This is a genomic window from Lachnoclostridium sp. An196, from assembly GCF_002160135.1.
Classification (GTDB): domain Bacteria; phylum Bacillota; class Clostridia; order Lachnospirales; family Lachnospiraceae; genus Hominiventricola; species Hominiventricola avistercoris.
In genome coordinates this window covers 135,431-156,919 of the sequence record NZ_NFJZ01000002.1, presented here as the reverse complement: position 1 = coordinate 156,919, position 21,489 = coordinate 135,431, and the positions used below count along the sequence as shown (strand labels likewise).

Below are 21,489 nucleotides of genomic sequence, written 5' to 3'. Positions count from 1 at the left end.
GAGAAATTGAAACAGGGAGGAACGCGGAAAAACATATGATCTGGAATGTATTGATTGTTATTCTTGTAATTCTGATCATCGTACTGGCTGTCCTGTATTTTATGGGACGCCGTCTGCAGAAGAAGCAGGACGAGAGTCAGGCGCAGTTAGACGCCATGGCCCAGACCGCCAGTATGCTGATTATCGATAAGAAGCGTATGAAGATCAAAGAGTCCGGTCTGCCGGCCGTCGTGATCAGCCAGACACCCTGGTACCTGCGCCGGTCCAAAGTACCGGTGGTCAAAGCCAAGGTCGGACCCAAGATCATGACTCTGATCGCAGATGAAAAAGTCTTCGAGCAGATTCCGGTAAAGAAGGAAGTCAAAGTCGTGATCAGCGGGATCTACATCACAGCGATCAAAAGCGCCCGCGGCGGTCTGGAGAAACCTCAGAAAAAACAGGGATTTTTCAAACGCCATTTTGGAAAAAAATCATAATTCAGCAAAAAAGGAATGCCGGCGGCATTCCTTTTTATCATTCTTTTTATACTTTGAATCGATATCCGACCCCCCATATGGTCTCGATATACTGGGGTTTCGCCGTATTGAACTCGATCTTTTCGCGGATCTTCTTGATATGCACTGTCACAGTCGCGATATCTCCGATAGACTCCATATCCCAGATCTTGCTGAACAGCTCCTCCTTTGTAAACACATGGTTCGGATTCTGCGCCAGAAAAGTAAGCAGGTCAAACTCTTTGGAGGTAAAGGCTTTCTCTTCGCCGTTCACCCAGACACGTCTGGCCGTCTTGTCAATCTTGATACCGCGAATCTCTATAATCTCATTTTCCTGAATCCCGCTGCCCACCAGACGCTCATAACGCGCCAGATGCGCTTTGACACGGGCTACCAGTTCACTGGGGCTGAACGGCTTCGTCATATAATCATCCGCTCCCAGACCAAGCCCCCGGATCTTGTCAATATCGTCTTTTTTGGCCGAAACCATAATCACAGGGATGTCTTTCTCTTCCCGGATTTTTTTGCAGATTTCGAATCCGTCCACGCCAGGAAGCATCAAATCCAGAATAATCAGATCAAAGTCTTCCTTCAGCGCTTTCGTCAGTCCGGCGTCTCCTCTTTCCTCAATCTCTACCTCAAATCCGCTCAGTTCCAGATAATCTTTCTCAAGATCCGCAATTGCTTCTTCATCTTCGATAATCAATATTTTACTCATTCACGGGTACCTCCTGATATTTTCTAAGCACAAAATACATAGTCGTGCCAATCCCCTCTTTGCTGGTCACCCAGACTTTTCCTCCGTGATCCTCCATAATTTTGTGAACGATGGAAAGTCCGATTCCGCTGCCCCCTTTGGAAGAGTTTCGGGAGGTGTCCGAGCGGAAAAACCGGTCAAAGATATACGGCTGGTCCTTTGTAGGGATACCCTTTCCGTTGTCTTCAATCTCCACCTGGATAAAATCGCCCACATCCTTGACCCGGATATGGACAAATTTCTCCGGCTTGTCCATATATTTGACCGAGTTGCTGACAATATTGTTGATGACACGCTTCATCTGTTCCGCATCCGCGATGACGGTTACATCGTCAGCCACCTCGTTCGTATAAGACAGCCCGATTTTCTGCGGGCTTAGTTCCAGCCCGATATCTTCGATACAGTCGTCAAAATATTCTTTTACATTAATTTTGTTGAACGTATATGGAATCCGGTTCGTATCAATCTTGGAATAGAATGTCAGCTCGTTGATCAGGCGGTCCATATCATTTGCCTTATTATAGATGGTTCTCAGATATTTCACCTGCTTCTCGGGCGTATCCGCCACTCCGTCCAGCAGGCCTTCCACATACCCCTTAATCGCGGTGATCGGAGTCTTCAGATCATGGGATATATTGCTGATCAATTCCTTGCTCTGGCTGTCAAAAGCAATCCGTTCCTCCGTCGATTCCTTCAGACGTACTCTCATTTCTTCAAAGTCCGCGCAAAGCTCGCCGATCTCATCGTTGTCCTCGATCTCCATCTCAAAATCCAGGTTTCCGTCACGAATATTCCGGGTGGCTTTCTTCATGGTCTCGATAGGATTTAAAATGCTGCGGTATATCCAGACGATCAGAAACGCGCTGGTCATTGCCATAATCAAAAGCACCGAAAGAAGCATCTCCCCCAGGAACTCCTTCGTCTGAGGCGTAGCCACCTCTGCGGGCTGCATACTCATAAATCCTATAAATACAATCGTAATCAAAAAAAGGGGAACCGCGATCACCACACTGAAAGTAATAATCAGCTTTGTTTTCAGATTCATGATATCCTCCGTCTGTCGGTCCGGCAGGGTTTTCCCCCGCAGTGCGCGCTCGACTCCGCTCCGCTCCGTCTCGCTCACGGGCTTCGCCCTATAGAATCCGCCAAAAACAGATTCTTCATGCAAGCATGAAGCGTCAGCTTTTGCGTCTTCTGCACCGGCAGGGTTTTTCCCCGCAGTGCGCGCTCGACTCCGCTCCGCTCCGTCTCGCTCACGGGCTTCGCCCTATAGAATCCGCCAAAAACAGATTCTTCATGCAAGCATGAAGAATCTGTTTTTACCGTCTTCTGCACTGCTCATTGCCTACGTGAACATTATATCATACATTATCTTTTCTATTTATAAACTTTTTGTAAATCTATTGACTTTTCTATGTTCCTGTCGTATCTTATTGTGTGTGAAAAAAGTCCATAGCAGTATTTCTCTTATTCAGAGCGGTGGAGATACATAGGATCTGTGAAACCCGGCAACCCCTGTTTTCAGGAAGGTGCTAACCTGAGCGAGCAATCGAACAATAAGGGATTTGATAAACGCTTTTATCAGGTCCGCTTATGCGGGCTTTTTTTATGTCACTTTTACTTTTGGGAGATATCGGCTCCCGCAATTTGCTAAAGAAAGGAGTTTTCTGATGGAAAAATTATTATTTACTTCTGAATCTGTAACAGAAGGGCATCCTGACAAGGTCTGCGACCAGATCTCTGACGCGATTCTGGATGCTCTGATGGCTCAGGATCCCATGAGCCGTGTGGCGTGCGAGACTTGTACCACCACCGGTCTGGTTCTGGTCATGGGAGAGATCACTACGAAGGCATCCATCGATATTCAGAAAATCGCAAGAGATACCATCCGTGAGATCGGTTACACTGACGCGGCATACGGTTTCGATGCAGACACCTGCGCGGTAATCACTGCGCTTGACAAACAGTCCGCCGACATCGCCATGGGCGTAGATAAGGCTCTGGAAGCCAAAGAAAACACTATGGACGACAGCGAGATCGAAGCGATCGGCGCCGGCGATCAGGGTATGATGTTTGGATACGCTACTAATGAAACACCGGAACTGATGCCTTATGCGATCGCGCTGGCACACAAGCTGGCACGCCGCCTGACCGAAGTCCGCAAAGACGGCACTCTCCCATACCTTCGTCCGGATGGAAAAACTCAGGTGACCGTAGAATACGATGCAGAGGGCAGACCAGTACGACTTGATGCGGTGGTTCTGTCTACTCAGCATGATGAAGATGTGACTCAGGAGCAGATTCACGAAGACATAAAAAAATATGTCTTTGATGAAGTTCTCCCTGCGGACATGGTTGACGACGATACTAAGTTCTTTGTCAATCCTACCGGACGTTTTGTCATCGGCGGTCCCCATGGAGACAGCGGCCTGACCGGACGCAAGATTATCGTCGACACTTACGGCGGATATGCCCGCCACGGCGGCGGAGCTTTCTCCGGCAAAGACTGCACAAAGGTAGACCGTTCCGCGGCTTACGCGGCACGTTATGCAGCCAAAAATATCGTTGCGGCAGGCCTTGCCGATAAATGCGAGATTCAGCTTTCCTATGCCATCGGAGTGGCAAAACCCACTTCCGTCCGCGTGGACACTTTCGGCACCGGAAAGCTTTCTGACAGCGAGCTGGTAGAAATTATCCGCGAGAATTTTGACTTAAGACCCGCAGGAATTATCCGGATGCTGAATCTTCGCCGTCCGATCTATAAGCAGACCGCTGCTTACGGACACTTCGGACGCACAGATCTGGATCTGCCCTGGGAAAAAACGGACAAGGTGGAGACTCTCAAGGCATACCTGAGATAACCGCAGAAAGATTTCAGCGCAAATCATATGGACGGCTGCAGGACTTTTTCACAGTCTGCGGCCGCCCTTTTTCTATCCTTAAATCCGCCGGGATTATATGTACGAATGAAATTTCCCCTGGAAATTTTCTGCGGATTGCCAGGAAGCGAAAAACAACATATACTATAAGAACAAATGCCCGGTCCCATTCGGGCAAATAATTACTAAAGGGAGATAATACATGAAAAAAATCATTTTCAGCCTTCCGTTCCGGCTGCTTCTGGGCGTCGCAGCCGGCATCCTGCTGGGGCTTCTTTCCGGCCGTTATCCGGAAGCCCCCGTTTCCATGGCATTCATGAATGTCATTGTATCTTTAAAACAGATTCTGGGTGAGATCATCAATTTTTGCGTGCCGCTTATCGTTATCGGGTTTATCGCGCCGTCCATCACCACTCTTGGAAAAAACGCTTCCCGCATGCTGGGCGTTGCACTGCTTCTTGCATACGCTTCCTCTATCGGAGCTGCCTTTTTCTCTACAGCAGCTGGCTATGCACTGATTCCGCGGCTTTCCATCGTTTCCGCTGCCGAGGGGCTTCGCTCTCTTCCGGAAGCTGTCTTCCAGCTGGAGATCGCGCCGATCATGAGCGTGATGAGCGCTCTGGTGTTTTCCGTCCTGATCGGGCTGGGTGTCACCTGGACCGGCTCTTCCCGCACCGCGGAGCTGTTGGATGAATTCCAGAAGATCGTACTCCAGGTCGTAAGCCGCGTCATCATCCCGGTCCTGCCGTTCTTCATTGCCTGCACATTCTGCGGCCTTGCTTACGAAGGGACGATTACTCAGCAGCTTCCGGTTTTCCTGAAAGTAATCATCATCGTCATGATCGGCCATTATATCTGGATGGCGCTCCTGTATTTCCTGGCGGGCGTTTATTCCGGAAAAAATCCGCTGGAGGTCGTGAAGCATTACGGCCCCGCCTACATCACGGCAGTCGGAACGATGTCCTCCGCGGCAACCCTTGCCGTCGCCCTGCGCTGTGCGAAAAAATCCTCCGTCCTGAGGGAAGATATGGTGAATTTCGGCGTACCGCTGTTCGCTAATATTCACCTGTGCGGCTCTGTCCTCACAGAAGTCTTTTTCGTCATGACGGTATCGCAGATCCTCTACGGTACCATTCCGTCGCTCGGCACCATGATTCTCTTCTGCCTGCTGCTGGGTATTTTTGCCATCGGCGCTCCCGGCGTTCCCGGTGGAACGGTTATGGCTTCCCTGGGACTGATCACCGGAGTCCTGCTGTTCGACGCTACCGGAACCGCGCTGATGCTGACCATCTTCGCGCTTCAGGACAGCTTCGGCACTGCCTGCAACGTAACCGGGGACGGCGCATTGACGCTGATCCTGACCGGATATGCGGATAAACATCATATCGAGGCATAACTTTGCTTTACCGGAGACCAAGAGCGGGGCAAAAAAATCCTATCAAAAATCCAAAACAGATTTTTGATAGGATTTTTTATCTCCAAGTCTTACTGCCGAACCGCGGTCTAATGTTCTGCGCCAGAGGACCGACACCTCGCTCGATCAGCCCACTTTCAGCTTAAACTTCTGGATCTCTTTCTCGCTGGCCACTTTCTCGATCTGTGCGCCCAGTCCCCGCAGTTTCTGATCCAGGTTCTCATAACCGCGTTCAATATAGTAAATGTCATCCACAATCGTGATGCCTTCGGCTGCCAGCCCTGCGATCACCAAAGCCGCTCCGGCTCTCAGATCCGGCGCGCTGACTCTGGCTCCGGTGAATTTCTCCACGCCGCTGATCACGGCCACATTTCCTTCTACTTTTATGGAAGCGCCCATCCGCGCCAGCTCGTCCACATAGCGGAACCGGTTCTCAAAAATGCTCTCTGTCACAATGCTCGTCCCCTCTGCCAATGCCAGGGAGACTGCAATCTGCGGCTGCATATCCGTGGGAAATCCCGGATACGGCATTGTTTTCACATGGGTATTCTGCAGCCTGCCGTGGGAAATCACCCGCACCGCGTCGTCATACTCATGCACTTCACAGCCCAGTTCCAAAAGCTTGGCGCTGGTAGCCTCCAGGTGTTTCGGAATCACATTGCGGAGTACCACATTCCCACCGGTAACCGCCGCTGCAAACATAAATGTCCCAGCCTCAATCTGATCCGGAATAATGGAATACTCCGTCCGGTGCAGAGACTTCACACCTTTGATACGGATCACATCCGTACCGGCTCCTTTAATGCTTGCTCCCATACTGTTCAGGAAGTTGGCCACATCCACCACATGCGGCTCTTTTGCAGCATTCTCGATGATCGTATTGCCGTCCGCCATGGACGCCGCCATCATGATATTGATCGTCGCGCCCACCGATACCATATCCAGGAATATATGAGCGCCGTGCAGTTTTTCTGCCTCGGCAATAATAAATCCATGCTCAATTCTGGTTGCGGCCCCCATTGCCTTGAAACCTTTCAAATGCTGATCAATAGGACGGCTGCCGATATTGCATCCGCCGGGAAGAGGCACCTGAGCTTTTTTGTATTTGCCGAGCAATGCGCCCAGCAGGTAGTAAGAAGCCCGAATCCGCTTCATACTCTCATTTTCTACGATACAGTTTTCCAGACCGGATCCGTTGACCGTCACCGTATGTCTGTCCAGTCTTTCTACTTTTGTTCCAATGCCTTCCATCGCTTCCAGCATGGCGTTGATATCCCTCACGTCGGGAATATTATCGATGTAGACGGTTTCATCCGTCATATTTGCCGCTGCCAAAATCGCAAGAGCCGCGTTTTTCGCGCCTCCTATCTCCACTTCACCGTTTAGTGGTATTCCGCCTTTAATAACATATTGTTCCACGATTGCACCCCAGTTTAATTGCGTTCTATCTATATATCTAAAGGTTGCGCCGAATCCGCGCTTTTTATTCTCTGATTTTCAATGACATGTATCTGCATATCTCATATATTATATATTACTGTATTTGAAAAATCAATGAACACATTGTCAAAAAAAGGCTTATTTTCAAGTCTTCCGCACACAGATTGATCAATAAATGTATCTGTATATTCACACAAATTACATATTTTTTCATATTGACCTTCTCTGTCCATGGTGTTATATTATATATAGAACAAATAGAATTGTTTGGTCATGTATTTACAGAAAGAGGGTGAACGCATTGGCAGCAAAAAGAGATTATTATGAAATACTGGGAATACAGAAAAGTGCAGACGACAACGCCATAAAAAAAGCTTACCGCAAGCTGGCGAAAAAATACCATCCCGACACCAATGGAGGAGACCCCGGGGCGGAGGAGAAGTTTAAAGAGGTCACGGAGGCATATACCATACTGAGTGATCCCGAGAAGAGAAAGCTTTACGATCAATTCGGCCATGCGGCCTTTGACGGCACCGGCGCCGGACCTCAGGCAGGTCCGGGCAGTTCCGGCGGATATCAGGAATATCATTTTGAAGGCGGAAACATGGACGATTTGTTTGGAGATCTGTTCGGACATATGTTCCACGGCAGTGACCCTCACGGGTTCTCTTATGAATATTTTAACAGCGGCGATCCCCACGGCGGTTTTTCCGGACGGGGCGGTTTCCGCGGCAAAGGTCAGGATATACACGCAGACCTTTCTGTCACATTCGATGAGGCTGCGTTCGGCGCAGACAAGACCATCACGCTCTCCGATCCAAACGGCGGATCCCAGAGACTGCAGGTTCATATTCCGGCAGGAATCGACAGCGGGCAGAGCATCCGGCTCCAGGGGAAAGGCGCTGCCGGATACGGCGGCGGACCGTCCGGCGATCTGTATCTGAAGGTGCAGGTAGGCGCGAAGCCGGGATACGAAAGAAAAGGAACAGATCTGTACACGACCGTATCAATTCCGTTTACGACTGCCGTATTCGGCGGAGAAGCGACGATCCAGACATTATACGGCAGCGTTGTATGCAAGATCAAAGAGGGGACACAGTCCGGTTCCAAGATCCGTCTGCGCGGCAAGGGAATTGTCTCCATGAAGAACCCGGGCGTACGCGGCGACCAGTACGTGACCGTCCAGATCCAGGTACCTACGAATCTGAATCCGGAGGCGAAACAAAAACTGAAAGAATTTCAGCAGGCGTGCGGCAGAGGCCGCAGAGGGGCGGCGTGATCACCGCCAGAAAAAGGCACTGTTTTGAAACAGCGCCTTTTTGTTTTGGCCTTTTTATCGGTTTATAGAGGAGGCCATCCTGTGATAGGTATGGCGGACTCCCCGTATCACTTTTCCATATTCCAGAATGTTTTCCGGCAGTGCCATCCCTACATAGCCGGAGTCTCCCAGATGATGCAGATCCGTCCCGGTCATCTTGCACATGAGCGCGATCTCTCGAATCGTGGCGGTATCTGCCCCTTCCTGGGAGGTGCCGATGGCCGTGAGCGTCAGTTTCCCCAGCTCGTGCGCGCAGGACACCAGTCTGCGGATGTATTCCGTCGTGATCCCCGGAACGGTGCCCGGCGCCGGCATCAGGATCACGTCGGCCCCCGCTTCGGCAAAAGCGCGCACATCTTCTTCCGTGATGATCTTTTCCCCGCTCTCCGACAGGATTCCCGCCGCATGCATCTTGCCCGCGACCAGCAGGATCCGGTCCCCGAACGCTTCCCTGTATTTTTTCAGTGTCTGCGTGATCGCCCGGTTGGTCACTCCTACCCCCGGATTCCCGGTGAGCACAATAAAATCCGCGCCCATTGCAACTGCTTTCTCTGCGTTTTCCAGCGTTCCGGCCCTGCCGGAGGTCAGTTTCCATTCGCTGTTCGTACCGACAGAACTTTCCACGCCGTCTTCCAACGGTTCCAGATTAATCCCCACAGCTCTGCCCGTAAGCCTCTTGACTTCGCGGATCACGTCTTCCGGCGCCGTATCCGGAAGTCCCTGGATCACAGGAGCATGGACATCAAACAGGTTCAGTATGATGAGATCCGCTCCCATGGCCGCGGCGAATTCCGCATTGGTCACATCCCCCAGCATGGGACGGACCGCTCCGATCGTCTCGCAGACCAGAAGCCGTCCTTCGCTTCCCGCAATCGCGTCCGCCAGCTCTTTTCCATTCATCCGGCGAATCTCTGACGCCGTACAGTCCAGATATCTCTTTCCCATATCAGCCCACCGCAAAGGTCAGTTCTGCGGAAGCCGCCACCTTGCCGTCCACCGTCGCCTTTGCTGTTCCCATGCCTATGGGACCCTTCTGCTTGATAATCTCCAGTTCCAGGGTCAGCACGTCGCCCGGCACTACTTTTCTTTTGAATTTTGCTTTGTCGATTCCTCCAAAGTAAACCGTTTTTCCCTGATTTTCCGGCTGGCTTAAAATCGCCACCGCGCCTACCTGAGCCAGCGCCTCGAGAATCAGCACGCCGGGCATCACGGGTTCCTGCGGAAAATGGCCGTTGAAAAACGGTTCGTTATAAGAAACGCATTTTTTCCCCACCGCGCGTTTCCCGGGTTCCAGTTCCTCGATCCGGTCGATCAGCAGAAACGGCTGACGATGCGGAATTGTTTCCATGATTTCTTTGATATCCATTACCATAATCATAACCTCTTTTCAAATATAATATTGGGGCCAAAATACCTTTTGACCCCAGAATGTCCGCAGATTATTCCGCCCACTTCTTTACCAGGATACTTGCGTTGTGTCCGCCGAATCCCAGAGAATTGGAGAGAGCGTACGTAAGATCCATCTCCACGCCCTGCCCCTGTACATAATCCAGGTCCAGTTCTTCATCCGGATGTTCCAGACCTCTCGTCACATGCACATAGCCTTCCTGAATTTCTTTGACGCAGGTAATGAATTCCACCGCGCCTGCCGCTCCCAGCAGATGCCCGATCATGGATTTGGTGGAGTTGATCTTCATTTCCTTTGCGTGCTCTCCGAACGCTTCTTTGATCGCCCGGGTCTCAAACAAATCGTTGTGGTGCGTGCTCGTCCCGTGGGCATTGATATACATGATATCTTCCATGGCTGCCCCGGACTCCTGAACCGCCCATTTCATAGCGGTAGCGGCTCCCATGCCGTCTTCCGCCGGGGAGGTGATATGATATGCGTCGCTGGTTGCTCCGTATCCTACCACTTCCGCCAGGATCTTTGCGCCTCTTTCCTGAGCATGCTCCAAAGATTCCAGCACGACCACTCCCGCGCCCTCGCCCATGACAAATCCGCTGCGGTCTTTGTCAAACGGAATCGAGCAGCGGTCCGGGTCTTCGCTGGAAGAAAGCGCGGTCAGCGCCGCAAATCCTGCCACTCCCAGCGGGCAGATGCAGCTCTCGGTACCGCCGGCCACCATAACGTCCGCGTCGCCCACCTGAATGCTGCGGTAAGCCTCGCCGATGGAATGCGTACCGGTCGCGCACGCCGTCACCACGTTGATGCTCTTGCCTTTCAGGCCATAAGCGATGGAGACATTTCCGGCCGCCATGTTGGAAATCATCAGGGGAACCATCAGCGGATTCACACGGCTTGGCCCTTTCTGGGTCAGCTTTGCATACTCTCTCTCCATCGTCTCCAGTCCGCCGATACCGGAACCGATCGAGCATCCCACGCGGTACGGATCTTCCTTTTCCATATCCAGTCCGGCCTGCTCAAGCGCTTCCTTCGTGGCCGCTACCGCATACTGAGAGAACAGTTCCATTCTCTTGGCAGCCTTAAAGTCCATGTAGTTTTTCCCCACAAAGCCTTTGACCTCCGCCGCTACCTTTGCCTTGTATTCACTGGCGTCAAATCTGGTAATCGGTCCGAAACCATGATTTCCCGCCTTCACATTCTCAAAAAACTCATCCACATTCAGACCCAGGGGAGTGATTGCCCCCATACCGGTCACTACCACTCTTCTCATCAAATCGCCATCCCTCCGTCAACGCTGATAATCTGTCCGGTGATATAGGACGCCTTCTCGGACGCCAGATAAGCTACCATATTGGCGATATCCTCCGGTTTTCCAAACCGTCCCAGAGGAATCTGCGCCGTCGCGGCCTCTTTCACGTTTTCGGGAAGCACCTGTGTCATATCCGTATCCACAAATCCCGGCGCCACCGCATTCACCGTAATGCCTCTGCTTGCCAGCTCCCTTGCCATCGTCTTGGTCAGGCCGATGATGCCCGCCTTGGATGCCGCATAGTTGGCCTGTCCCGCATTGCCCAGGATTCCGGACACAGAAGTAATATTGATGATCCTTCCTGCACGCTGCTTAAGCATCTGGCGGCTGACCGCCTTGATGGTATTGAAACAGCCTTTCAGATTGGCGTCAATCACCGCGTCGAAATCTTCTTCGCTCATTTTCATGATCAGGTTGTCCCTGGTAATACCGGCATTATTCACCAGAATATCCAGTTTCCCATAGGTTTTAATCACTTCTTTCACCATATCCGCCGTGGCTGCCGTATCCGCCACGTTGCACTGATATGCCACACCGTCCGCGCCCAGTGCCTTGATCTCTTCCACCACCTGCTCCGCGCGCTCTTTGGATCCGTTGTAATTTACCACAACCGTCGCTCCGTCTGCCGCCAGCGCCAGTGCGATCGCACGTCCGATCCCTTTGGCCGCCCCGGTAACCAGAGCAATCTTTCCTTCTAACATGCTCCCTCTCCTTTCAGAGTCTCCATGACTTTTTCAAAATCTTCCATCTTGTCGATATTCATCATGGTCACTCCCCGGTCAATCTTTCTCATGAATCCGGACAATGTCCTGCCCGGTCCGATCTCTATAAAAGTATCCGTACCGTCCGCGATCATCCGTTCCACCGACTGCTGCCAGCGCACGCTGGACGCCACCTGCCTGCAGAGAAGATCTTTTACTTCTCCCGCGGATCTGACGTAATCCGCTGTCACATTGGTCACATAGGGTACAGAAAAATCATTCAGTTTCACATCTTTTAAAACTTCTCCCAGCTTCTCGCCGGCTTCTGCAAGCATCTGGGAGTGGAACGGTCCGCTTACATTGAGCTTTACCGTCCGTTTCGCGCCTGCTGCTTTCAGCGCCTCGCAGGCTGCGTCCACCGCCCCTTCCTCTCCGGTGATCACGATCTGTCCCGGACAGTTATAATTGGCGATCGATACGATTCCCTCTGTCTGTGCGCAGATCTCTTCGATCTTCTTCGCATCCATGGCCATAACCGCCGCCATGGCTCCGCCGGTGGGAACCGCGTTCTGCATCAGGATTCCCCTCTGGCGCACGACTTTGAATGCATCGGCGGCGTCCATGACGCCGGATGCGATCAGCGCCCCGTATTCGCCCAGGCTCAGACCTGCGTTTACCTCCGAACGGACTCCCTGTCCTTCCACAGCCTTCAGGATGGCCGCTTCCACCGTCAGCATGCAGATCTGGGTATATTCTGTCTGATTCAGCTGCTCATTCTCCTCGAAGCAGAGCTTCGCAATGTCCAGCCCGGTGGCTTCCGACGCAGTCTCAAACACTTCCCTGCAGACCGGAAACGCCTCGTAAAAATCCTTTCCCATGCCAACGTACTGCGCCCCCTGGCCGGGAAATACAAAAGCAGTCCTGCTCATATCCACACCTCATAAATTTTGATTATCAAAGTTTTTGATTCCAATAAAGGCTGCGGCAATCAATGTTCCGGCAGCCTTTATCAGTCCTGTTTATTTCAATTTCAAAAGAGTTTCCGCCTGATCCATGACTTCATCGATGATCTCCCGGCAGCTTTGGCGTTTGTTGATCATACCTGCGATCTGTCCTGCCAGCACAGATCCATTGTCGGTATCTCCGTCAACCACCGCGCGGCGCAGGCCGCCCAGCGTAAGATTCTCCAGTTCCTCAAAGCTTGCGCCATTCGCTTCCAGCTTCAAGTATTCACGGGTCATCTTGTTTCTCAGGCCGCGCACCGGATGGCCGTGGCTTCTTCCGGTCACTTCCGAATCAATATCTTTCGCTTTCAGGATACGTTCTTTGTATTTCTCATGAACGGTACATTCATTGGATACGCAGAAACGGGTTCCCATCTGTACCGCTTCCGCGCCAAGCATAATCGCTGCGGCAAACCCTCTGCCGTCACCGATGCCTCCGGCTGCGATCACCGGGATCTCCACCGCGTCCACCACCTGAGGTACCAGGGTCATGGTCGTCGCCTGGCCGATGTGTCCGCCAGACTCGGTGCCTTCTGCAACGACTGCGTCCGCACCGCACCGCTCCATACGTCTTGCAAGCGCAACAGAAGCAACGACCGGGATCACCTTGATGCCTGCGGCTTTCCACTGTTCCATATATTTCTCCGGATTGCCCGCGCCGGTGGTCACCGCCGCAACGCCTTCCTCTACCACTACCTGCGCGATCTCGTCCGCATAAGGACTCATCAGCATGATGTTCACGCCGAACGGCTTATCCGTCATCTGCTTTGCCTCGCGGATATAGTTTCTGACCACATCAGCCGGCGCGTTCGCAGCTCCGATGATTCCGAAACCGCCCGCCTCTGAAACAGCCGCCGCCAGATGGGACTCTGCCACCCATGCCATGCCGCCCTGGATGATCGGCTTTTCGATGCCTAAAAGTTCTGTTACCCTTGTCTTCATTTTACAACCTGCTTTCTTATTCTTCTATACCTTTGGATTTCAGATAGTCAGCAACGGATCCTACTGTAGTAAGGTTCTCCAGCTCCTCGGACGGGATCTCGATCTCATACTCCTCTTCCAGCGCCATAACCAGCTCGAACAGGTCCAGAGAATCTGCACCCAGATCATCCTTGAAAGAAGTCGCCTCGGTGATCTCCGCTGCGTCAACATTTAACTGCTCTGCTACCATCTCTTTGATTTTTTCTAACATGTTCGTTCTCCTTAAAACTCTTTTTTTATTGGTTTTCCTTTATTTTGACACTCAAAGTATATGTGTTAACATGTCGTTTGTCAATGCTTTTTTTACCATTCCAGCAGGCATGCACCCCAGGTCAGCCCCGCGCCGAATCCGGACAGTACCAGTTTGTCTCCGCGCTGCAGGAGTCCCTGCTCGTCCATCTGTGCCAGAAGGATCGGAAGACTTGCCGCGGAAGTGTTTCCGCACTGGTCCAGATTCATCGGAAATTTCTCTTCCGGCTGGCCCAGCCGCTTTGCCACCGACTGTATAATCCGCTTATTCGCCTGATGCAAAAGAAAGTATTTTACCTCGTCCGCAGCGACGCCCGCTTTCTCCAGCGCTTCCTCCACGCAGACAGGCACTGTCTTTACTGCAAACTTGAAGACCTCCTGCCCGTTCATGGTCAGATACCCCGGCTTTCTTTCCTCCTTATTGAGAGGGTTTTCATTGGGCCGTCCCTGGCACTCCAGTACTTCCCATTTTCCTCCGTTGCTCCCGACAATCTGAGAAAGAATGCCCGGTTCTTCCGTTCCCGCCAGAACAGCCGCTCCCGCGCCGTCCCCGAACAGGACGCAGGTACTCCGGTCCGTCCAGTCGATGATCTTGGACATGGTCTCCGAACCGATCACCAGCGCGTTCCGGTAAATCCCGCTGCGGATAAACGCCTCCGCTATATGCATCCCGTACAAAAATCCGGAACATGCCGCATTCACATCAAAAGCCACCGCCCGGTGCGCGCCGATCTCTGCCTGCACCCGGCACGACGTACTTGGCGTTTCCGTGTCCCCCGTGATCGTCGCAACAATCAGGAGGTCGATCTCCTCCGCCTTCATCCCGGCACGCTCCAAAGCCTGTACAGAAGCGCGCACCGCCATGGATGTGGTCGTCTCCTCTTTTGCCAGATGTCTGGTGCGGATACCCGTACGCTCCACGATCCATTCATCGCTGGTATCCACCAGCGTGGCCAGGTAATCATTGTCCGCTGCAAATGCCGGCAGGTCATAGCCGGTTCCAATTATTTTCGTGTTCATCTTTCTCTCCGTTCATCAGACCGGTCGGATATGCGCCGGATCCGTTCCCCATTCTCATTTACTTTGATTATCAAACTATTTCGGCTAAAGTATATCCGGGAAGGGATGGTTTGTCAATACCCTTCCCGGAAAATATTCTCACCAGCTGTTACTATTCAATCCTGAATCAAGACTGCGAAGCAGTCACTCCACCCATATAAGCAGTCTTAGCTCCGGCAGGAGCGGGACTGGAGCCTCGCAGAGGCGACGAGTGCGCATATGGGTGGAGTAGGCTGTGAATAGTAACTATCAGCGCTCACTGCAAGGTATCATCCCGGAGCGCATCGGCCAGATTCATGCGCAGCACCGTTCTTCCTCCTATATAATAAGCCAGTCCGACGAATGCGAACTCTGCCAGTACAAACGCCAGCAGCGGCGCCGCCGGCACACACCGGAGAAGCAGCGCCGGATCCAGATATGCCACCCTCATAAATATCCAGGAAATAACGGCAAGAACCGGCAGTGTGACCAGCACCGGCCGTCCCGCCAGTACCAGCGCTTCCACACAGAACATCTTCCGGATGCTCTGAGGCGTCATGCCCACGGACAGATAACGCGCCACCTCTCTCCTTCTCTCGCGGGCAAACCCCAGCGTATTGGTAAACACATTGCCGATGCCGATCATGGCAAGCAGGATGCAGAAACCGCCGATGATCGTCATCAGCGCCCGGTACGAACTGTCGCTGGCCTCCTCTTCTCCGATGCGGTTCTCACTCTCGATCTCATAGGAGCTGCCGATTGCCTGCGCCAGTTCTCTCTCCAGCGCCTCCAGTCCGGCGCGTTCCGTATTTTCTTCCGCGAAGACGCGGATATACATATCTTCCTCGGCGCCTTCGATTTCTTCTTCTATTTCCTCCCACAGCGACACAGGCAGAACGTGTATCATCTCATAATAATCCAGCGTCTGGTATTCTTCTCTCAAAACAGGCAGTTCCTGCGCGTATCCAAGCACCCGGATCCCGGCCGAGCTCTCTTCCTGCCCGGCGCAGTACAGAACCGCCGTTTCCTGCCCCTCTTTCAGATAAGGAAACACATTGCGCACACGGAAGTTAGGATCTGTGTCATCCCTCACCTGGTTCAGAACGACCGCGCCGTCCAGCCGCGGTTCCACGCCGATCTGTCCGCAGTACTGCAGGAAACTGGCGTCGTCCAGGATCCATACCGGCGCGTTGATCAGCCAGCCGCCTTCCTCCGGAGTCACATAAGTCTCCGAAACGCCCTCAAAGCCGCCGGCGTCCCGAAACTCGCCGCTCAGTTCTTCTTCTGTCAGAAACCGTTTTGCCCGGGCTTTCTGGTACACGGCGGCATCCCGGACCCCGGACAGATGCCGGATCTCTTCCGTCCGGTCAAATTCTTCAATATCTGTATTCTTTACCGTAACCATCACATCCCACTCGGACGCCGATCCGTCAAAATAAGAAATCTGCGTACTGAGGCTGCTGATGGAAAAGAAGCAGAGCATAAACCCAAACGCCAGAAAGGAAAAGGTCAGTGAAAACGACGCAGTACGCAGGGATCTTCTCCGGGCTCTCAGCGCATTTCCCGCCAGCTCGCCTTCTATCCCGAACAGCGTTCCCAGAAGGCGGGACTCTTTTTTCTTTGTCAGGCTTCGTTCTCCACTTCCCCGGACGGCTTCCATGGGGCATATCCTGCCCAGCTTCCAGGCAGGCATCCAGGCTGAGATCATCACGGTTGCCGCCACGCATAAAAGCGCCGCGCACAGAACCAGCGGATGGTAGGAGAACGGCACATCCAGCGTCCCGGGCAGCGCCCGGTCCCTGACCCAGTCGACCCATGCCATCATTCCGGCTGCCGCGCCGATTCCCAGAAGGATCCCTGCCGCCGCCGGAAGGACGCTCAGCGCGGCTGCTTCCTGCAGGAGTACCGTCCGGATCTGTGCCGGAGACGCTCCCACACTGGACAGGATGCCGAGCTGACGGATCTTTTCATTCATAAAAACCGCAAAAGAATGGTGAATGATCAGAATCAGGGAAAAGCACGCGCACAGCGCCGTCCCCGCAAAAACGACCAGTACCGCGTACACATCCAGGGCATCCGGGCGGTCCGGGTTGACCACGAAAAGCAGATTCAGCAGGTCTTCATGATAGGTCACATCTCCGGCGTCCAATCCCGCCAGCGCCGCGATCTTCGGAAGGTCTTCATACACGGAAGATGCATCCCGAAGACGGATATCCGCCGTCTTCCTGCCGTCTTCCGAGATTTCCCGGCGAATCCGAACGCTCTCCACATTGGCATAGCCTTGTATGGCTTCTACGTCCTCCTCCGTCAGCGTCCCCGTCAGCCTCGCATGATAATCTCCATCCTCCGTCTTCACTCTCACCACATCATAATTCCAGAAATTATAAAGTACGCCGCACAAAAGCGACAGGAGCAGCGCCGAGATCAATACCGCGATGATCACAGACATGCTGGAAGCCCGGTTATAGCGAATGTCATCCCGGGAATATTCTTTCCACATAACGTCACCCCCGTTTCCGGTCGCCGACGATGCGTCCGTCTTCCAGCGTCACGATCCGGTCTGCTTCCAGAGCGGCTTTTTCATCATGTGTGATCAGGATAACCGTCTGTTTCAGGTTCCGATTTGACATCTTCAAAAGGTCAATGACCTCCTGGGAATTTTTCCGGTCCAGATTGCCGGTGGGTTCATCTGCCAGAAGAATCGCCGGACGGTAAATCAGCGCTCTGGCGATCGCCGCCCGCTGCTGCTGGCCGCCGGAGAGCTGGCACGGCAAGGCTTCCAGCCGGTCCGCGATCCCCAGGAGCCCCGTCACCTTGTCAAAGTATTCCTGATCCGGCTGCCGCCGGTCCAGCACAAGCGGCAGCAGAATATTTTTTTTCAAGGTGAGCGTGGGAATCAGGTTGTAAAACTGATAGACCAGTCCCACCTTTCTGCGGCGGAATATGGCCGCCCGGGCGGGCTTCAGCGCGGAGACATCCTCTCCGTCCACCAGCACCTTCCCTTCTGTGGCCCGGTCCACGCTGCCCAGAATATGGAGCAGCGTAGATTTTCCGGAGCCGGAAGCCCCCACAATTGCTACGAATTCTCCCTTTTCCACAGACAGGTCGATTCCACCCAGAGCCACGACCCGGCTCTCACCGCTTCCATATACTTTACGGACACCTTCGCATCTCAGAATTTCCAAAGACATCACCTCTTTCTGTTGATCTGTAAAAAGCATAGCAGACGAAAGTGACATCTCAGTGACTGTATATGCGGATCTCAAAACATGCGCCGCCTTCCGGCCGGTTGCGCGCCGTTATGTTTCCGTTCTGCAGTTCAAAGATGGAACGTGCCAGCGCAAGACCGATCCCCGCGCCGCCTCCCGCCGCATCTTTCCCCTGATAAAAGCGTTCAAAAAGATGCGGCAGGTCTTCGGCTGCAAATCCAGGACCATCGTCCTGGATCCGGATCCAGACGTAAAGGGGATTCGCTCCATAGTCACAGAAAATTTTCCCTCCGGCCGGTGTATGTTCCATGCAGTTTTTCATCAGGTTCATGACCGCCTCCATGGACCATTCCATGTCTCCGTACATCTCCGCACTGCCCCGGTCCGGGATTTCCACCTGCACCTCTTTCTGGCTCAGCAGCTCCTGCAGATTTTCGGCCGCAAGGCAGAGCAGCGTATAAAGATCCACCGGAGCATGCTCCATCTTCAGCGTTCCTGCGTCGATTTTGGAAAGTGTGAGCAAAGTCTCTTCCAGCCAGGCCAGCCTCTCCAGCTGGCGGCGAACCGATTCCAGATGTGTGTCTCCTGCATCTTTTCCGGAGGATGCCTGTTCTGAGAGCTGCAGAGACAAAAGCGCCGCCGTGACCGGAGTCTTCAGCTGGTGGGCAATGTCCGCCAAATGCTCCGCATAGTTCTCCCTGGCTTTCAGGGCCGCGTCTCTGGCCGCATGCAGATTGGTGACCGTTTTGTAGATCTCATCCTGCAGGTGGGCAAAATCATCTTCCCGCATCTCCAGAAGCGTTCCCGGGGCATCGGTATTGACCCGTTCCAGATACCCGGTCAGTTCCCGGATCCTCTTTTTTGCCGCACGCCTCTCCTGCCGCACCGGCAAAAGGCAGGCGGCCAGGATTCCCGCCGCGCAGACCGTGCAGACAATCCCTGCCGCAGTTCCGGGAACGGCCCGAAAATCCTTCGGAGTATATCCATAGGCTTCCAAAAATGGTTCTCCGGATGCCCCGTTCCCCATCCGGTTCTGATACTCTTTCAGCGAAATCCGCAGCGTTTCTTCCGCTTCCGGATCCTGTTCCAGAACTGTCCGGCAAAATGCATCCAGATGCGTATAGACTGCATTCTGGTACAGATGCCCCCATACCAGGATGACCGCCAGAATCCCCGCCGCGCAGGCGCCGGCAGACAACAGCATGCGTATATTCCGGCAGCTTTTCCTGTTCATAAACTGTCCTCCATACGATATCCAAAACTGCGCACTGTTTTCAGACAGGACGGATGGCCCAGTTTTTCCCGGAGCCGTTTCATGGTGACCGTCAGCGTATTATCGTTTACATAGTTCCCTTCGCTGTCCCAGATCTGCTCCAGAAGCTGTCCGCGCGTGACAGTCCTTCCTTTGTTTTCCATCAAAAGCAGCAGAATCTGATATTCCGCCCGGCTCAGCGCAATCTCTTTTTCTCCGCTGAACACCTGCATTTTTTCCGCGTCCAGGGTCAGCGCGTCGCAGCAAAAGCTGTGTTCCTTCTGCTGTCCTGCCCTGCGCAAAAGCGCCCGTATCCTCGCGCAGAGCACTTCCAGATCAAAGGGCTTCGTCACATAATCGTCCGCTCCGCTCCGAAAACCGGCCAGCATATCAGCGGGTTCTTCCCGAACCGTCAGAAAGAGCACCGGAAGCTCTTTCCACCGGGCACGGATCCACCGGCATATCTCGTCTCCCTGTTCCTTAACAGATCCTTTGGGCAAATTCCAGTCCAGAATCACCACATCCGGGCGGCGGATCTGCAGCGCACGCTTTAATGCTTCCGCTTCCGCGAACACCGTCACCCTGCAGCCCCGTCCGGCCAGGTATTCCCGGACCGCCTCTGCAATCGCCTTGTCATCCTCGGCATAGTACAGAGTTACCGCTCTCTCATCCATCCGGCTGTCTCCTCTTTTTCCCGGAAGTGCGCCCCGGTTTCTTCCGAACCGAATAACCGAAGCTGCCTACCTTCTCTCCCAGCTCGTAATACTCGCCGTGGGAATACGCTACCAGCCCGGCATCGCTCAGGCGGAACTTCCCGTTCTCATCCATGTACCGGTCTTCCACCGTCACGCCGGCCACCTCTGCCAGGAACAGATCGTGACTGCCCAGCGGAATCACCTCTTTGATCCGGCATTCTATATTGACCGGACTTTCCGCAATCCCCGGCGCCGCGATCTCCCTGGACGGCAGTTCCGTAAGATGCATCTCCCGGAACTTGTCCACATCCCGTCCCGAGCGGACGCCGCAATAGTCCGCAGCCCGTGTCAATTCTTTTGTCACCAGATTGATCACAAACTCTCCGGTCTCTTTTAATATATGGTAGGAATGCCTCTCTTTCCGAACGGAAATGGATACCATCGCAGGGGAAGAGCAGACCGTCCCCGCCCACGCCACCGTGATAATGTTCGGCTTCTCCCCCGGACTCTGGCAGCTCACCATCACCGCCGGAACCGGATAGAGCATGTTGCCCGGCCTCCAATATTCTTTTGCCATAATGTTTCCTCCAAACGCCGTTTTCTTCATTCTACGCAGATTCAAAGGCTTTGGCAAGGAGAAGTCTTTCTTAATGTCACTGCCTCTTCATTTCTCCGGGCGGACGCTTGCACTTCCGACAGAAATTTCTTATAATATTCAGGCAGGTATGAAAGCATAAGATTATACCTAGAAGGAGGAATCATCTATGAAAATCAGCGCACGCAATCAGTTTAAAGGAACCATTGTCAGCATCACCGAGGGAGCTGTCAACGGGATCGTTCAGATTGATATCGGAGGCGGCAACATCGTTTCTTCCACCATCTCCATGAATGCCATCAAGGAGCTGAATCTGGAGGTCGGCAAAGAAGCATATGCTATCGTTAAAGCAACTTCCGTGATGGTAGGAATTGACGACTAATTTCACCATGACAGCAGAAATCCCAGACTACCGGGTAAATCTACAGATTCCGGTATTCTGGGATTTTAGTTTCTTACGCCGTATGCTCCTTCAAAATGTTTTCCAGCGCAGCGCCGCTGCTGGTGTGGCAGCGGACCACCTGGATATTTTTCTTCTTTGCCTCATCCACTGCGCATTTCACCATCTTGTGGGACACCGTATTCGTGAAGAGAATGAACATATCCGGCGTGCCCACCTGCTTGTTCAGGCAGGCCGGCATCTGGGTAAACACCTTGGCTTTACACTTATAGTTCTTGCAGATCTTCATGTACTGGCAGACCATCCGGTCATGTCCTCCAATAATGACAATACTCATGGACGGCACCTC

22 protein-coding genes and 1 riboswitch are annotated in these 21,489 nt (G+C 53.1%); of the genes, 5 read left to right on the top strand and 17 right to left on the bottom strand.

Annotated elements, in window-relative coordinates:
• Positions 1-35: 35 nt before the first annotated feature.
• The gene (locus B5F29_RS03135) at positions 36-476 is read left to right on the top strand and encodes a hypothetical protein (RefSeq protein WP_087153231.1); all 441 of its coding nucleotides are present in this window, start codon (positions 36-38) and stop codon (positions 474-476) included.
• A 46-nt stretch (positions 477-522) separates the two neighbouring features.
• Here B5F29_RS03135 and B5F29_RS03130 read toward each other — a convergent pair whose 3' ends face one another.
• Positions 523-1,212, bottom strand: a complete 690-nt coding sequence (locus tag B5F29_RS03130; RefSeq protein ID WP_087153230.1) for a response regulator transcription factor — start codon at positions 1,210-1,212, stop codon at positions 523-525.
• Positions 1,205-2,296: a sensor histidine kinase gene (locus B5F29_RS03125; protein WP_087153468.1), complete on the bottom strand. Its 1,092-nt coding sequence runs from the start codon at positions 2,294-2,296 to the stop codon at positions 1,205-1,207. The genes B5F29_RS03130 and B5F29_RS03125 overlap by 8 nt, the downstream gene beginning before the upstream one ends.
• A 419-nt stretch (positions 2,297-2,715) precedes the next feature.
• Positions 2,716-2,814: riboswitch (SAM riboswitch) on the top strand.
• A 107-nt stretch (positions 2,815-2,921) separates the two neighbouring features.
• Between B5F29_RS03125 and metK the strand changes: the two genes are divergently transcribed.
• Together metK and B5F29_RS03110 are read left to right on the top strand one after the other, a co-directional pair.
• Positions 2,922-4,112 (top strand): methionine adenosyltransferase, encoded by a 1,191-nt coding sequence (gene metK, locus B5F29_RS03115; RefSeq protein WP_087153228.1) that lies wholly within the window; start codon positions 2,922-2,924, stop codon positions 4,110-4,112.
• Between the two features lie 220 nt (positions 4,113-4,332).
• A complete protein-coding gene (locus tag B5F29_RS03110; protein WP_087153227.1) occupies positions 4,333-5,526 on the top strand; it encodes a dicarboxylate/amino acid:cation symporter in 1,194 nt (397 codons plus the stop codon).
• Between the two features lie 144 nt (positions 5,527-5,670).
• Here B5F29_RS03110 and B5F29_RS03105 read toward each other — a convergent pair whose 3' ends face one another.
• The gene (locus B5F29_RS03105; RefSeq protein WP_087153226.1) at positions 5,671-6,963 is read right to left on the bottom strand and encodes a UDP-N-acetylglucosamine 1-carboxyvinyltransferase; all 1,293 of its coding nucleotides are present in this window, start codon (positions 6,961-6,963) and stop codon (positions 5,671-5,673) included.
• Between the two features lie 322 nt (positions 6,964-7,285).
• Here B5F29_RS03105 and B5F29_RS03100 point away from each other — a divergent pair, with 322 nt between their 5' ends.
• Positions 7,286-8,263 (top strand): DnaJ C-terminal domain-containing protein, encoded by a 978-nt coding sequence (locus tag B5F29_RS03100; protein ID WP_087153225.1) that lies wholly within the window; start codon positions 7,286-7,288, stop codon positions 8,261-8,263.
• A 54-nt stretch (positions 8,264-8,317) separates the two neighbouring features.
• Here B5F29_RS03100 and B5F29_RS03095 read toward each other — a convergent pair whose 3' ends face one another.
• The 13 genes from B5F29_RS03095 to B5F29_RS03035 form a co-directional block, all read right to left on the bottom strand.
• Positions 8,318-9,247 (bottom strand): DUF7916 family protein, encoded by a 930-nt coding sequence (locus B5F29_RS03095; protein WP_087153224.1) that lies wholly within the window; start codon positions 9,245-9,247, stop codon positions 8,318-8,320.
• A gap of 1 nt (position 9,248) precedes the next feature.
• Positions 9,249-9,674, bottom strand: coding sequence for a 3-hydroxyacyl-ACP dehydratase FabZ (gene fabZ, locus B5F29_RS03090; RefSeq protein WP_087153223.1), 426 nt, complete (start codon positions 9,672-9,674; stop codon positions 9,249-9,251).
• A gap of 67 nt (positions 9,675-9,741) precedes the next feature.
• Entirely contained in the window at positions 9,742-10,977 is a 1,236-nt protein-coding gene (gene fabF / locus B5F29_RS03085; RefSeq protein WP_087153222.1) for a beta-ketoacyl-ACP synthase II, read from the bottom strand.
• On the bottom strand, positions 10,977-11,717 hold the full coding sequence (fabG, locus tag B5F29_RS03080; RefSeq protein ID WP_087153221.1) for a 3-oxoacyl-[acyl-carrier-protein] reductase: 741 nt from the start codon (positions 11,715-11,717) through the stop codon (positions 10,977-10,979). Before fabG ends, fabF begins: the two co-directional genes overlap by 1 nt.
• Positions 11,711-12,646 carry an ACP S-malonyltransferase gene (gene fabD / locus B5F29_RS03075; RefSeq protein ID WP_087153220.1) on the bottom strand — a complete coding sequence of 312 codons (936 nt, stop codon included), beginning with the start codon at positions 12,644-12,646 and terminating at the stop codon, positions 11,711-11,713. The genes fabG and fabD overlap by 7 nt, the downstream gene beginning before the upstream one ends.
• Before the next feature lie 90 nt (positions 12,647-12,736).
• Positions 12,737-13,663 (bottom strand): enoyl-[acyl-carrier-protein] reductase FabK, encoded by a 927-nt coding sequence (gene fabK, locus B5F29_RS03070; protein ID WP_087153219.1) that lies wholly within the window; start codon positions 13,661-13,663, stop codon positions 12,737-12,739.
• A 16-nt stretch (positions 13,664-13,679) separates the two neighbouring features.
• Entirely contained in the window at positions 13,680-13,913 is a 234-nt protein-coding gene (gene acpP, locus B5F29_RS03065) for an acyl carrier protein (RefSeq protein ID WP_087153218.1), read from the bottom strand.
• Between the two features lie 92 nt (positions 13,914-14,005).
• A complete protein-coding gene (locus B5F29_RS03060) occupies positions 14,006-14,971 on the bottom strand; it encodes a beta-ketoacyl-ACP synthase III (protein WP_087153217.1) in 966 nt (321 codons plus the stop codon).
• Positions 14,972-15,266: 295 nt separating this feature from the next.
• The gene (locus B5F29_RS03055; protein WP_087153216.1) at positions 15,267-17,489 is read right to left on the bottom strand and encodes an ABC transporter permease; all 2,223 of its coding nucleotides are present in this window, start codon (positions 17,487-17,489) and stop codon (positions 15,267-15,269) included.
• A gap of 4 nt (positions 17,490-17,493) precedes the next feature.
• Positions 17,494-18,174, bottom strand: a complete 681-nt coding sequence (locus B5F29_RS03050; RefSeq protein WP_087153467.1) for an ABC transporter ATP-binding protein — start codon at positions 18,172-18,174, stop codon at positions 17,494-17,496.
• A 55-nt stretch (positions 18,175-18,229) separates the two neighbouring features.
• Positions 18,230-19,432 (bottom strand): sensor histidine kinase, encoded by a 1,203-nt coding sequence (locus B5F29_RS03045; RefSeq protein ID WP_087153215.1) that lies wholly within the window; start codon positions 19,430-19,432, stop codon positions 18,230-18,232.
• A complete protein-coding gene (locus B5F29_RS03040; RefSeq protein ID WP_087153214.1) occupies positions 19,429-20,124 on the bottom strand; it encodes a response regulator transcription factor in 696 nt (231 codons plus the stop codon). Before B5F29_RS03040 ends, B5F29_RS03045 begins: the two co-directional genes overlap by 4 nt.
• On the bottom strand, positions 20,117-20,722 hold the full coding sequence (locus B5F29_RS03035; RefSeq protein ID WP_087153213.1) for a flavin reductase family protein: 606 nt from the start codon (positions 20,720-20,722) through the stop codon (positions 20,117-20,119). The genes B5F29_RS03040 and B5F29_RS03035 overlap by 8 nt, the downstream gene beginning before the upstream one ends.
• A gap of 187 nt (positions 20,723-20,909) precedes the next feature.
• Here B5F29_RS03035 and B5F29_RS03030 point away from each other — a divergent pair, with 187 nt between their 5' ends.
• Positions 20,910-21,122 (top strand): TOBE domain-containing protein, encoded by a 213-nt coding sequence (locus B5F29_RS03030; RefSeq protein ID WP_087153212.1) that lies wholly within the window; start codon positions 20,910-20,912, stop codon positions 21,120-21,122.
• A gap of 73 nt (positions 21,123-21,195) precedes the next feature.
• Here the strand turns inward: B5F29_RS03030 and B5F29_RS03025 are convergent, their stop codons facing one another.
• Positions 21,196-21,477, bottom strand: coding sequence for a DUF2325 domain-containing protein (locus tag B5F29_RS03025; RefSeq protein ID WP_087153211.1), 282 nt, complete (start codon positions 21,475-21,477; stop codon positions 21,196-21,198).
• Between the last annotated feature and the right edge of the window lie 12 nt (positions 21,478-21,489).